Annotated in this window: 14 protein-coding genes; 9 read left to right on the top strand and 5 right to left on the bottom strand. The window is 59.7% G+C overall.

Going from position 1 to position 12,466, the window contains the following annotated elements:
* Positions 1-4: 4 nt before the first annotated feature.
* The 3 genes from SYN65AY6A5_RS07330 (at position 5) to aroH (ending at position 1,696) form a co-directional block, all read left to right on the top strand.
* Positions 5-484 carry a hypothetical protein gene (locus tag SYN65AY6A5_RS07330; RefSeq protein WP_011429721.1) on the top strand — a complete coding sequence of 160 codons (480 nt, stop codon included), beginning with the start codon at positions 5-7 and terminating at the stop codon, positions 482-484.
* A 56-nt stretch (positions 485-540) separates the two neighbouring features.
* Positions 541-1,230, top strand: a complete 690-nt coding sequence (locus SYN65AY6A5_RS07325) for a V4R domain-containing protein (protein WP_011429722.1) — start codon at positions 541-543, stop codon at positions 1,228-1,230.
* A gap of 91 nt (positions 1,231-1,321) precedes the next feature.
* Positions 1,322-1,696, top strand: a complete 375-nt coding sequence (aroH, locus tag SYN65AY6A5_RS07320) for a chorismate mutase (RefSeq protein WP_011429723.1) — start codon at positions 1,322-1,324, stop codon at positions 1,694-1,696.
* Here the strand turns inward: aroH and SYN65AY6A5_RS07315 are convergent.
* Entirely contained in the window at positions 1,693-2,094 is a 402-nt protein-coding gene (locus SYN65AY6A5_RS07315) for a hypothetical protein (protein WP_011429724.1), read from the bottom strand. The genes aroH and SYN65AY6A5_RS07315 overlap by 4 nt on opposite strands.
* A 166-nt stretch (positions 2,095-2,260) precedes the next feature.
* Here SYN65AY6A5_RS07315 and SYN65AY6A5_RS07310 point away from each other — a divergent pair, with 166 nt between their 5' ends.
* On the top strand, positions 2,261-3,043 hold the full coding sequence (locus SYN65AY6A5_RS07310) for a Ycf66 family protein (RefSeq protein ID WP_099834639.1): 783 nt from the start codon (positions 2,261-2,263) through the stop codon (positions 3,041-3,043).
* 132 nt (positions 3,044-3,175) lie between these two features.
* Here SYN65AY6A5_RS07310 and ppc read toward each other — a convergent pair whose 3' ends face one another.
* From ppc to SYN65AY6A5_RS07295, 3 genes are all read right to left on the bottom strand, one after another.
* A complete protein-coding gene (gene ppc, locus SYN65AY6A5_RS07305; protein WP_099884165.1) occupies positions 3,176-6,112 on the bottom strand; it encodes a phosphoenolpyruvate carboxylase in 2,937 nt (978 codons plus the stop codon).
* Between the two features lie 122 nt (positions 6,113-6,234).
* Complete coding sequence (locus SYN65AY6A5_RS07300) at positions 6,235-6,492, bottom strand: DUF3146 family protein (protein WP_011429727.1); 258 nt, start codon at positions 6,490-6,492, stop codon at positions 6,235-6,237.
* A gap of 200 nt (positions 6,493-6,692) precedes the next feature.
* Positions 6,693-7,034, bottom strand: coding sequence for a DUF3155 domain-containing protein (locus tag SYN65AY6A5_RS07295; RefSeq protein ID WP_041438161.1), 342 nt, complete (start codon positions 7,032-7,034; stop codon positions 6,693-6,695).
* Positions 7,035-7,805: 771 nt separating this feature from the next.
* On the opposite strand from SYN65AY6A5_RS07295, the gene SYN65AY6A5_RS07290 reads away from it, so the two are divergent.
* A complete protein-coding gene (locus SYN65AY6A5_RS07290; RefSeq protein WP_011429728.1) occupies positions 7,806-8,282 on the top strand; it encodes a DUF4168 domain-containing protein in 477 nt (158 codons plus the stop codon).
* Here the strand turns inward: SYN65AY6A5_RS07290 and SYN65AY6A5_RS07285 are convergent.
* Complete coding sequence (locus SYN65AY6A5_RS07285; protein WP_099884163.1) at positions 8,272-8,679, bottom strand: ATP-binding protein; 408 nt, start codon at positions 8,677-8,679, stop codon at positions 8,272-8,274. The two genes, SYN65AY6A5_RS07290 and SYN65AY6A5_RS07285, sit on opposite strands and share 11 nt — an antisense overlap.
* Before the next feature lie 109 nt (positions 8,680-8,788).
* Here SYN65AY6A5_RS07285 and SYN65AY6A5_RS14015 point away from each other — a divergent pair, with 109 nt between their 5' ends.
* The 4 genes from SYN65AY6A5_RS14015 (at position 8,789) to SYN65AY6A5_RS07270 (ending at position 12,465) form a co-directional block, all read left to right on the top strand.
* Positions 8,789-8,938, top strand: coding sequence for a hypothetical protein (locus SYN65AY6A5_RS14015; protein ID WP_011429730.1), 150 nt, complete (start codon positions 8,789-8,791; stop codon positions 8,936-8,938).
* 207 nt (positions 8,939-9,145) lie between these two features.
* Positions 9,146-9,637, top strand: a complete 492-nt coding sequence (locus tag SYN65AY6A5_RS07280) for a DUF2062 domain-containing protein (RefSeq protein WP_346426062.1) — start codon at positions 9,146-9,148, stop codon at positions 9,635-9,637.
* Between the two features lie 188 nt (positions 9,638-9,825).
* On the top strand, positions 9,826-10,614 hold the full coding sequence (gene map, locus SYN65AY6A5_RS07275) for a type I methionyl aminopeptidase (RefSeq protein ID WP_011429732.1): 789 nt from the start codon (positions 9,826-9,828) through the stop codon (positions 10,612-10,614).
* A gap of 6 nt (positions 10,615-10,620) precedes the next feature.
* A complete protein-coding gene (locus SYN65AY6A5_RS07270; RefSeq protein ID WP_099884161.1) occupies positions 10,621-12,465 on the top strand; it encodes a chloride channel protein in 1,845 nt (614 codons plus the stop codon).
* The last annotated feature ends 1 nt before the right edge of the window (position 12,466 follow it).

The raw sequence follows: 12,466 nt of genomic DNA, 5'->3' as shown, positions 1-12,466 counted from the left end.
TGAGATGGTGAGCCCACTGGAGCAGATGCTAATTGAGGCCGAGGCCCGCTACCTCACGCCGGAGCAACTGGAGCAGCTCAAAGCCTATGTGCTCGGCTGGCCAAAGCGGCTGCACGTGTACCGGGTCGTACGGGAAGGGGAGAGCCAGATGGTGAGCCGCACCCTAGACACCCTTCAAAAGGAGATGCCCAATCTTTCTCCGCAAACGGTAAACCTGTGCCGGCGGCACCTGCTCCTGTTGCTGCGTCAGAGCGCCCTGGCCATGTTGCTGCAGGACGAAAACCTCTTGAAGGAGCGGCTGATCGAGTGGATGGAAGAGGAGGTGCGCCTGTACGAGCTGCAGAGCGTTTATGAGGTAGTCCATCGGACTTTTCAGCAAGAGCTTAGGGATCACCTAACTCCCGGCGAACTGGAGTTCATCCGCCCCTGGATCACCCAGGTGCAGGCAGCTTTGCTCTCTTTAAACGGCCTCAAATCCGCCTAGAACCTTCCCCACCGCCTTTTGGTAACTTAACGATACTGATAACCCAGGGATCCCCTATGGCCAGCACCCCCCCCATCCCCAGCAGCCTCGCCGACTTTGACCCCTACACGCCTGTTTTGGCCAACTATTACGCGCCCAGCGCCTATCTGCAAGGCGATCTGGAGTCCGGTTTGCTGGAAAGTCGCCACGGCGACCGGCTCTTGGCCCTTCCAGAAGCATTGCTACGAGGCATCTACACCGGCTTGGAATACGAGACAGGGCAGGCCGCCCGCCTGGTATTGCGCAACTGTGGCCGTATGTGGGGCAAAGAGTTTTTCCGCCGCTTTGCCCAGGAGCTCTCCGACTACTACCAGAAGCCTTTGTCCGAGCTGGAGATGGGGCTCTTTTTACAAAATCTCAAACAAGCCTGGAAGACCCACGGCTGGGGGCTGATCGACATCGACTGGACCTACAAAAATCAGGGGGTGCTGGTGGTGTCGATCCGCAACTCTCCCTTTGCCGCTGCCACACCCCCCCACTTCAAGCGCCCGATGGGCTTTTTGGAGGCAGGGCTGTTGGCCACCTGGTTTAGCCAGCTGACCGGCCAGGATCTGGGCTGTGTGCAAACCACCAGCGAGGCTTTGGGAGCGAAGAGCAACTTGTTTATCTTGACCGCTGCCGCCCGCCTCAAGGAAGGAGAGGCCTGGGTGGACTCCGGCCTCAGCCACGACCAGATCCTGGAGAAGTTGTTACAGCCCGCCCCGTAACCAGATCCAGCAGCGGGATGGGATCCCGTCGGGACGAGTCTGTATAATTCTCTGGAAGCAGGACGAGCTCAAGCGCTTGAGGGTGTAGCCATTGGGGTGGCGGGTCAGAGCAATCCGAGGGGCCATCACCGTTCCGGCAAACACTGCCGAGGCCATTGGCGCTGCGGTGAACGAGCTACTGGACGCCCTGGAACATCGCAACGCCATCAATCCGGCGGAGTTGGTGAGCGTCATTTTCTCCGTTACCCCCGATCTCAACGCGGCCTTTCCTGCCCAATTTGCCCGCCGCCGCCCCGGCTGGGAGTTGGTGCCTCTGTTGGACGTGCAACAAATGGACGTCAACGGCGCTCTGCCCCGTTGTATCCGCGTTTTGATCCAACTGAACACCCCGCTGGCCCAGGCTGAGATGCACCACGTCTATCTGCGAGGTGCCCGCGAGCTACGGCCTGATCTCAGCCCAGTTTAGGAGGATAGCTTCTCGCGCAGCCGAGCCTCCCACTGTTGCAGTTGCTCCTGGAGAGCGGCCATCTCCGCTTCGCGACGGCTCAGCTCTTGACTTTGCCGGGTCAAAGATTGACGCCAGCTTTCGATCTCCGCCAGGTCGGCCAGGCTGCGGGCCTGCGAGAGGCTGTGCAACATCTCCACCAACTTCATCGCCGCCTCTTCCACCCGCTGCACCTGCCGATTTTCCGCAAGCTCAACCAGCAGCAATACCCCCACGTTGTAGGAGGCTGCCTCCTTAGAGGTAACCCGTTCTGGCTGGCGAAGCGGCGCCCAAACCCCACCCTCGGCTTGCTGGGCCAAGAGCTGCAGCTCCGCCTGGCCAAAAAGACTTTTCTTGTCTACCCGCGCCAGATACAGCATGAAGCCTACTGGAATGTACAGGCCATCCTAGCACCGATCCCCTTCCTTTGAGGGATCCTGCCCTAAAACCGGGATGGTTGTCCCTGGGAGGATCGATGTTAAGATCGGCTGCGAAATGGGTAAGGCCTGACGCCTTCCTGTTTTCAGCAGTTTAGGGATCCCTGGCATGTTTCTCACCCAAAGCCCCTATTTTTTGATGGCAGCGCTGGTGGCAATTGCCAGTGGGGCTATCTTTGCGGTTCGGTTCATCAAGCGAGAGGCTTCCGCAGAGTCGGATGTGATTTTCGCCACGATGGGCCTGATCTATTCCATCAGTTTGCTTCTGGAGGGTCAGCGGCTCATCCCGTTGCTGTTTTTTGCCCAGGTGCTGCTGGCGGTGATAGCTGGCTGGTTTGCCTTCGAAACCTTCCGATTGCGGATCCTCTTGAACGAAAAGGTACGGCAGGGGGGTGGAGTGCGTCCGGTCGTGGGGCCCCGGGGCTTTAGCCGCACCTATCCACCCGATGGCTATGCCCAGACGCGCAGCGTTTCCACGCGGCCTAGCGGATCCCGCATTCGCGACACCTCCTCCGCCAGCCGCTCCATTCCTGAACGCAGCGAGGAGCCAGCTCGTCGCCCGCGGCCCCAACTGACCAGCGATACCCGTGTGCGCCCCCGCCCTCGCCCGGCAGCGGAGGAGTATTACGAGGAGCAAGAGACCCGCTTCCGTCGGGACACCGAGGACGATGAGCCGGATCCCTCTCGCCGCTCGGCTGTCGAGGACTATCCCGAGGATGTGCAGGAAGAACGAGGCACAGTCACCCGCCGTCGTCCCCCCCGTCTGCCTCAAGACCAGGGTGAGAGCTACGTTGAGGAAAAACCTCGTCGTCCTTCCCGCCGTGTTGTCGAGGTGGAATCGGTGGAAGTGCAAGAGGCGGAGCCAGACGAGTACGAAGATGATTTGTTCTGACCTCACCCTCAAGCCGTCCTGGCCTGAGGGCTGCTCCTGCTGAGGCAACTCCCAACCGCCTTGCTCCCGGAGATATCCTAGGCCGGTTGGAGAGGGCCGTAGCTATCCTTGATCCCCAGGAAGAGTCGGTGCTCAGCCTGTGTTGCGCATACCGGCGGCGATGCCGTTGATGGTGAGCAGAGCTCCCCGCAGCAGCTCGGCGCGGTTGTACTGGGTGTTGTGGAAATGGGATTTTTGCTTGCCACGCAGGCGCTTGAGGAGCGAGACCTGGATAAACCCGAGGGGCACGATTGAACGGTTGCGCAGTTGCACCGAGCGCTTCAGATAGGGGTCGTTCTCCAACAGCTCCTTGTGTCCTGTAATTTTCAAAACCATCTCCCGGGTGCGGTACATCTCCTGGGCAATGAGCTCGAATAGCTCCATCGCCCGCTCCAGGCGCTCGGGGGAGCTCATCTCTCGCACGTAGTGGCGGGCAATTTGCAGATCCGCCTTGGCCAGGGTCATCTCCACTTTGGAGATCACCATGCGGAAGAAGGGCCACTCGCGGTAGAGATGCTGCAGGTGGTTGAGGTTGTGTTCGCCTTTAGCCGCGTATTCCTCTAGAGCGGTGCCCACTCCATACCATGCGGGCAAGAGAAAACGGCTCTGTGTCCAACTGAATACCCAGGGAATGGCCCGCAGGGATCCGATATCTTTCGAGTTGCCGCTGCGGCGAGCTGGGCGGGAGCTAATCTGCAGTTGGCTGATCTCTTCGATGGGGGTGACCTCGTGGAAAAACTCGACAAAGCCTTCCTGCTCGTAGACCAGGTTGCGGTACACCTGGCGAGAGCGCTCTGCCAGCGATTCCATCAGGCGCGACCACTCGTGCAGGTCGTTGGGGTAGGTGCGCAGCAGGCTCGCCTGGATGACGGCGCTGGTAACAGTTTCCAGGTTAAAAATGGCCAGATCCTGGAGAGAGTACTTAGAGGCCAACACCTCTCCCTGCTCAGTAATCTTGATGCGGCCCCCCACGCTGCGCCCCGGCTGGGCCAAGATCGCCTCGTAGGCCGGCCCTCCCCCGCGCCCCACCGAGCCACCCCGGCCATGGAAGATCTGCAACTTCACCCCATAGGACTCGGCCACCGCCTGCAGCCGCTGCTGGGCTTTGTAGATCTCCCAGTTGCTGCTTAGAAAGCCAGCGTCCTTGTTGCTATCCGAGTAGCCCAGCATCACCTCCTGTAGGTTTTCCTGCTGGGCCAGGTACTGGCGATAGAAGGGGATCTCCAACAACTGCCGCAGCACCTCTGGCGCCCCCTTTAGGTCTTCAACGGTCTCGAACAACGGCACCACCGCCAGGGATCCGCGCCCGCTGATGGGATCGTAAAGGCCCACCTCCTTAGCCAGCAGCAGCACCTCTAACAGATCGCTCAACTGGCGGCTCATGCTGATCACGTAGGTTTGGCACATGGCCATGCCAAATTCCTGCTGCAGCCGGCGCAGGGTGCGAAAGGTGGCAATCAGCTCCGCCGCTTTATCGGAAAAGGGAGCTTCTAGAGGGATGAGGGGCCGGCGGGTTTGCAGCTCCCGCAGGAGAAAAGCTGTTTTTTCCTCCTCCGTCATCTCGCTGTAGGGCCGCGGCAAGATCCGCAAGTACTCGAAGATCTCGGTGAGAGCGGCCTCGTGGTAGCTGCTGTCTTGGCGGATATCCAGGTGGGCCAGATGGAAGCCAAAGACCTGCACCTGGCAAATGAGGTGATCCAACTGGCGGCAGGAGAGGCCACTGTTTTTCAAGCTGCTCTGAATAAGCTGCAAGTCGGCCAGAAATTCTTCTGCATTGGCGTAGGCGTTGTCCAGAGGGGGCGGGACAGGCAGGCAAGCGGAGTCGGCCAAATTGCGGTTGCGCTCCCGCGTCAACTCCAGCCGCCGCTGGATGTAGCTGAGCTTGAGCCGGTAGGGCTCTTGGCGATATTGCAGCGAAAAGGACTCGTAAACCTCGGGCATGCGGCGGCGATCCTGCTCAAGGACATCCAGCAACTGGCTGTCCACATCCCCCCAGTGCAAAGAGACGCTCAGGGTTTTGGTGAGGGCCTTCACGGACTCGATGTACTTGCCCAAAATCAGGTTGCGCTGGTAGCGGGCCGTTTGCCAGGTAACGTCGGCAGTGACGGAAGGGTTGCCGTCCCGATCCCCGCCCACCCACGAGCCGAAGTTGCAAAAGCCTGCCGGCGGTGGCTCGACGCTGGGAAAGGACTTTTTCAAGCTGCGGCTGAGGTACTCATGCAGCAGAGGGATAGCCTGAAACAAAACCTCTTCAAAATAGTGCAAGGTGTAATCGACTTCGTTCAGAACGGTCGGTTTGGACTGATGCAACTCGTCGGTGCGCCACCAGAGCAGAACCTCCTCCGCCAGTTGTTCTCTCAACATCTGGGCCTGCAGAGGGTGAGACTGCTCTGCCCAGTCCAGTTGGCTGAGCAAGTGGGAGAAGGCCCGTTGCTTTTCGCGGATGGTGTGGCGGACGATCTCGGTGGGGTGGGCGGTGAACACCAGGCGGATGTGCAGCCGCTCCAGCAGCCGGCGCAGCAGTCCCGGCGGCACCCCCTGAAGCCGCAGGTAAGGGAACAGACGTTCAAATTTTTCGTTTTCCCGCACGGTGCGCTGCTGGCTGTCCACCATGCGCATATCTGAGTCTTCTGCCCGTTCGTAGTGCTGTTCAACAATGTTGATCAACTGAAAGAACAAAGCGAAGGCGCGGGCCGTTTGAATGGCTGCATCAAGGCTGAGATGCTCGACAATTTGTAGTACTTCCGGGATGGGGTACTCCAAGGCCTGCCCTTCAGGGGAACACATGGAGCGCAGCCGCTGCAACAGATCTACCAAAGGCTGCCCGCACTCCTGCAGGATTACGGCTTCCCAAAGTTCTTCCACCATTTGCAGGCGGCGATTCAACAGGTTGTTCCTGCGGTCGAGCGCTTCATCCACGGCGAGGGCACGGGCCAAGGGATCCCGTTCCGCCAGTGGAGGGGCCTCCTTCAGGCCGTTGGCAGAACCCACTGCCCGCTCTGCAGTCGTCAGGTGGGAGGAAGAGGTCATGAAGGCAGCTCCTAGAACAACCATCCCAATATTAGAGCCTGTTCGCTGGAAGCGCAGATTACTCTTGGAGGAGAGCTGTCTCGGCAGCATGGCCAACTCTCCCCCTGTTTGCCCAGGGATCCCTAGAGGCGGCTACGAATAACAAATGAGTAGTTGCTGCCGGGCTCTAGTAAGTAATCCGATTTCTCCAAAAAACGGCTCAAGGGATCGCAAATCAAGGCCCGCCCTACAGAGGGTTCCACCTTCAGCTCCCCGGATCGAAAGCGCCAGCAAAAGCGCCAAACCCAACCGTTGGCGTTGACTTCCCCTTCAATGGCGCCCTCCTGCCAGGAGCGGCGGGTAATTTGTACATGGGCGGTGGTCTGCGGCAGTCGGCTCATCCAGAACCTCCCGACGGGATCCCCTGTAAGGTAGCGCGCAAACCCCTCTCCGAGAAGTCGAAGATGGGCGATGAGGGGCTAGATAGATGCTAGGTGGAAAGGGATCCCGTTAATTGGATGGTTCTCTTGCCGAGGATAAAAGCAAGCCCCCCGTGGGGGGGCTGTTTCTTCAGCTCCTGAGGCCGGTATTGATATAGAAACTATTGAGCGGCAGTTGCCAGAGCCTTGGAAGATTTTTTCTCCGGCTTCTCAGCCGCAACCTGCGCTAGCAAAGCCCGTAAGCTGGGAAAGAGAAAGTGATTTTCTTCGACATATTGCGCGCCGAATAGTCCCTTCTCCGCCCAGAAAAATCGGTCTATCGTGTGCTCGTTTCGCCGAACCAGAATCAGCGCAGGCGGCTGAATAGAGTTTTCCTGTATGTATCTCCGGGCGGCGGTTACAGACTTTTCTTCGCCGCTATCTAATTTAAATTGAGGAATATAATCTAAAATTTTGCGCCCCTCCAAACGACGGCGGCTCTTACGCTTTCTTCTCCTGACCAATGTCAGCCTCCTGTAGAAGGATTACAAGACAACCTTAAAAAATATATCAGCAATACCTAAGAAAATCAATAACTTCTACCGGCTTTTGTTATCATCCTTTACAGAAATAACAAAGGACAACGAACGTCCTCCTCCACGAGCGGAAAAGGAAGGCAACTTACCTCTGTCTCCCCTCCAAGAACTTTGCCGGGAAACTGCTTATTCAGTTGAAAAATAAACCCTTTCTCCCCGGAAGGGAGCAAAGAGAAATAGGGTATCGATTAGCTCTGATGCCTGCGAAGAAAGTCAACTGCCAGCGCAGGAGACTCCCTTCCGATCTGGCCTCTGAGCTAGCATCGACAATAAGGAACGCTCAACAGAACACATACCTAAACCCAGGTACGGGCAACTCCCCTTAGTGGGGATTAGGGTTGGCCAATTGCAACTGCGCAAACCTAGAGCAGCTTCACCAAAAGGAATACTCGCGGGGCGAGCAGCCTTTGGAGAGGGTACTACGACTGTACAACCAATTTTCCGTTTCTACAATATGTCCAGGATAGGTTTCCCGTACTGCGTTAAACCCTTAGACGGCAGACAGACCTCTTGCTACTCTGGCTTCAGGGATGACCTGAGCCATAAGGGTTCCGGTCGGTCTCAGGTAGAAGCTGCAGGAGCCCCGCTTCGTACTCCCTTCCATCCCCCCGCCTCCCTGCCCCTGGTATGCGGGGGGTTGGGGGGGAAGGGAGGCGGTCGGAGCCGGGTAGTTTACTCTAGGTCGAGGGAGTTTTGGGCATGAGGAAATTCGCGTTGCTGGTGAGTCTGGGATTGATTCTGGGATCCCCGCCGCTTTGGGCGCAGGAGGCAACCCCGCTCCCCAGTCCTGCTGCAACTCCTTCTGCGGCTACAGGGGGGGCTCCCAGCCCGCAAGCTTCCCCAACTCTAACCCCAGAGCAAGTTACCGATGCTCAGGTGGAGCAGTTGGTGCAGATTCTGTTGGAATTGGATCCTTTGATCCGGGAAGCCAGCGCTCAGTTGCGAGAGACCCAGAACGAAGAAGAGTACGAGCAGATCATGCAGCGCACGGAAACCCAAGCCAGCCGCATTGTCGAGAAGCAGGGGCTGACGGTGGCCGAATATCGCGAGCTGATGACCTTGGCCAACGAAGATCCCGTTTTGAACCAGCGAGTGCGGGCCCGCTTGCAAAAAGTGATCGAAGAAAGGGAATCCTCTGCTTCTCCCCAGCCAGCCACCCCGACGCCTAGGCCCTAGGCTGAGCTGACTGCTGTTGGCCGGAGACAGAAAGAAGCCGGGGCAACCGCAAGGTAAAACAAGTGTGGTCGGCCTCGCTGTTAAGGTAGATTTTCCCTTGCAACAAGTTTACCCGTTGTTGCACAAGGGCCAAGCCCAACCCTGTCCCTCCCCGCCGCCGGGGATCCGAGCTGGGCACGCGGTAAAACTTCTCAAATACCCGCTTTTGTTCTGCAGGGGGGATGATGATGCCGGTGTTGCCAATTTGGATTTCCAGGTGAGGAGGAGCGCTGGTGACCTGTAGGTTAATCCGGTGCTGGGCAGGAGTAAATTTCCCGGAAAGCGCCGTAAAGCCCCTATCTTTGGGCAGGGGATATAAGGCGCTTTCTGGTAACCCCGTTAGCGGGTCGGGGGCCAAACTCTACACTTGGGGTACTGAGCAACTTTTTGGCAATCTTCCCGCTCCCGTCTCTCCAGGATGAGATCCTAGAATTGGAGTCTTCTAGGATCTTTTCTGGGACTTGAGGATGAAAACTCCGCCTGAAAGGCCCGCCCCCAAAGTCCAGGCGGGATCTCTGCGAGCTGCGCTGAGCATTGCGCTGTTTCTGTTCTTACTGGCGCTGGTTTCCTACTTGAGCCTCAACTTCGTGCTGGCCTTGGTGGACAAGCTCAGCTAGCCACTCCCTGAGGCGATTCCTCGGCGCGGATCTGCCGATAGCCCTTTGTCTTCGGCAGCAGGAAAGATACAATGGATTTACAGGGCTTAACACCTTTTCTCAGTTTCTACGCTCCCCATCATGAGCCCCCTCTCATGGCTGAGACCATTTTCTTGGTTCGCAGGTTCGCCGGGATCCGCTGGGCCTTATCTTGAGTCTCAACCTGCGCTGACTTGGCCCCGCCGGGATCTGGGCTGGAGGCGCTGGCTGCGGTACCTGTATCTGCGCCTGTTGCGAATGCAATCCTCCCCCAAAGAAATTGCCCGCGGCCTGGCGGCGGGAGTTTTTGCGGGTTGTTTTCCCATCTTCGGCTTTCAAACCCTGGTGGCCCTGCTGTTGGCCGTTCCTTTGCGGGGCAACAAGCTGGTGGCGGCGGCAGGAACTTGGGTGAGCAACCCCCTCACCTATGTGCCGATCTATGCCTTTAACTACCGGGTGGGGGAATGGCTGCTGGGATCCCGAACAGCCTTTGCCACTTCGGAACTGGTGGTAGCTCAGAACTGGATGCAGTGGGGCCTGGAGGTGTCGGCCACACTCTTGGTGGGCTGTGCGTTTGTCGGGTTTTGGGGCGCCCTCGTTAGCTACTTTCTGGGGCTGTGGCTGGTGGAGTGGATCCGCCGGCGGCGGAGAAGGGGCCGGGTCTCCTGTGAAGGGATGTAGGGCGGCTCAAAAGGCCCAACCCAAAGCTGAGCTAGGCCGGGATCCCTGCCGCCTCAGACTTCGGAGATGGATCCAACTTCAGAGAACAGAAGGGTTTGACGATGGAAGATATGCGATCGCTATTAACCGATCTCAGCCGCCGCTCTCAGCGATGGGGGGAACAGTTGGGATCCGCCTTGCAGACGGGCATGAGCCAGCTTACCCAAGCTCCTCAGCCGATTGTGTTGCTCTCGTCGCGGGAGCTGGAGAAGATGCGACGGGCCTGCCGCCTGGCTGCGGATCTGCTCAAGCACCTGGAGCCGATGGTGCAGCCGGGGGTCACCACCCAAGAGCTTAACGACGAGGCGGAGCGCTGGACGCGGGCCCACGGGGCCAGGAGCGCCCCTCTGGGCTACCACGGCTTTCCCAGGTCCATCTGCACCAGCGTCAACCACGTTGTCTGCCACGGCATTCCCAGCCCCAAGCAGGTCCTGCGGGAAGGGGACATTATCAATATCGATGTCACCCCCGTTTTGGATGGCTACCACGGCGACACTTCCAAAACGTTCTTTGTCGGGCAGCCTTCCGAGCGGGCGCGGCGTCTGGTGGAGGTGGCGGAAGAGTGCCTGCGGCGGGGCATTGCCGCCGTGAGGCCAGGCGGCAGAGTTGGGGATATTGGGGCTGCTATTCAAGAGTACGCCGAGTCCCAGGGCTACAGCGTGGTGCGGGACTTTGTCGGCCACGGGGTAGGACGGCAGTTCCACACGGCGCCCCAGATCCCCCACTACGGCGAACGGGGGAAGGGGGAAAAACTCCGCCCCGGCATGGTGTTTACCATCGAGCCGATGATCAACGAAGGCACGTGGGAGGTGAAGGTGCTTGCAGACGGGTGGACTGCTGTGACGGCAGACGGCAAGCTCTCCGCCCAGTTTGAACATACGGTTGCCGTTACCGAAACCGGCGTGGAGATCCTGACCCTACCCTCCTCCGGCCCTTGAGCAGGTATGAATAGCGCTAGCGTTGCCGATCCCCGCCTGCGTCTTTCCTCTGAGAATCTGCTGCTGCTGCTGGCGGCAGCGGCGGGGCTGGGCACAGGTTTGTTGGTGATCGGGTTTCGCTATCTCATCGGCTGGTGTCGCTATCTTTTGCAGGATACTCTCGTCGACAGCATTGTCAGGGCTGCGCAACAACACGGCCTGTTGCTGCTGGGATCCTGGGCAACCATTTTGGCGCCGCTGCTGGGGGGTCTGTTGATCGGCACCCTGGGGGTGGTTCTGCCTTTCCCCAACCTCAGCCTCTCCAGTTTGGTGAGTGCCAACCGGCCTCTCGCCCCTTGCCCAGAATGGATCCCACTTAAGCTGGTGGCTGCCGCCGTCTCGTTGGGGGCGGGAGCTGCGCTTGGGCCGGAGGCCCCCAGCGTGGAAAGCGGGGCCCTACTGGGATGCCTGCTGGGGCAAAACCTGCGCCTTGCGCGGGAGCGGGTGCAACTGTTGATGGCCGCCGGGGCGGCGGCGGGGCTGGCGGCGGGGTTTAACGCGCCGATTGCCGGGGTGTTTTTGGCGCTGGAGCTGGCTTTGGCCCGCACGTTCACCACTTCTGCCGTCAGTGTGGTGGTGTTGGCAGCGGTGGTGTCGGCCCTGATTGCCCAGGTGGGGCTGGGGGCGCAGCCGGCCTTTTTGCTGCCGACCATTACGCAGCCGGCTTTTGTCTTGCCCGCCTACGAGCTGCACAGTCTGCTGGAGGTGCCCCTCTATTTGGGTTTGGGCCTTTTGGCCAGCTTGGTCTCCATCGCCTTCGGCTATGCACTGGAATGGGTCAAGCACCTGTTCGGCAGTGGCCCCCTGGCGGCCTGGCCAGCCTGGAGCAAGCCGATTCTGGGCGGTGGGATCCTGGGCTGTGTCGGCCTGGGGATCCCGTTGGCCCTGGGGGTGGGCTACGAGACCATTGAGTCGATCTTGCAGGGGGTGCCCTTTTCCCTCGGCCAGCTTAGCTTGCTGTTGCTGGGCAAGGTATTCCTCAGCGCGGTGAGCGTGGGCAGCGGCTTTGTCGGGGGAACCTTTGCCCCGGCTTTGTTCTTGGGAGCGGTGCTGGGGGCAGGCTACGGCCAGGTGGTGGGAAAGGCTTTGCCTGCTATTGCCCTCTCTCCCCCTGCCGCCTACGCCATGGTGGGTATGGGGGCGGTATTGGCGGCCAGCGTGCGGGCTCCCCTGACGGCCATTCTGCTGCTGTTTGAGATGACGCGGGACTACCACATCGCCTTGCCGGTGATGGCGGCGGTGGGCCTGAGTATCTGGCTGACGGAGCAGTTGCACCCGCCGGCCATCTACCCCTCCGCCCGTCGCAGGCAGGAGCCGAAGGGCCTGACGGTGCAAGAGGTGATGGTGCCCCCTTCTCTGCTGCTACCCCAGGATACGCCCCTGCGGGAGGCGCTGGAGCGCTTGCTGCAGCAAAAGTGCCACAGCGCTTTGGTGGTGGACGGGCAAGAGCGGCTGCGGGGCATTCTCACCCTGGAAGACCTGGAGCGGGCCCTGGCCCACAAGCAGGCCGGGGAACTGGCCGAGCTGACGGTGGAGCAGGTCAGCCAGTCGCCTGTGCTCACCACTTTCCCCGACGAAGCCGTGGCGGTGGCCGCCGAGCCGCTGTACGAATACGATTTGCGCCAGTTGCCGGTGGTCTCGCGGGAGGATCCGGAGCATGTGGTTGGCCTCTTGGATCGGGAGCGGGTGTTGCTCTCCCAAGAGATCGAATCTGTGCGGCAAGTCCTCGAGCCGGAAGTTCCTGCCCCAGGTGGGGTCGAAAACGGGATCCCTGCCCAGCCCACTCCCTCTTCCCCTGCGCCGGCAGACTAGG

It is taken from the genome of Synechococcus sp. 65AY6A5 (assembly GCF_002760415.1).
In the GTDB taxonomy this organism is placed as follows: Bacteria; Cyanobacteriota; Cyanobacteriia; order Thermostichales; family Thermostichaceae; genus Thermostichus.
The sequence above is the reverse complement of the archived record's forward strand: the minus strand, read 5'-3'. Positions and strand labels throughout refer to the sequence as shown.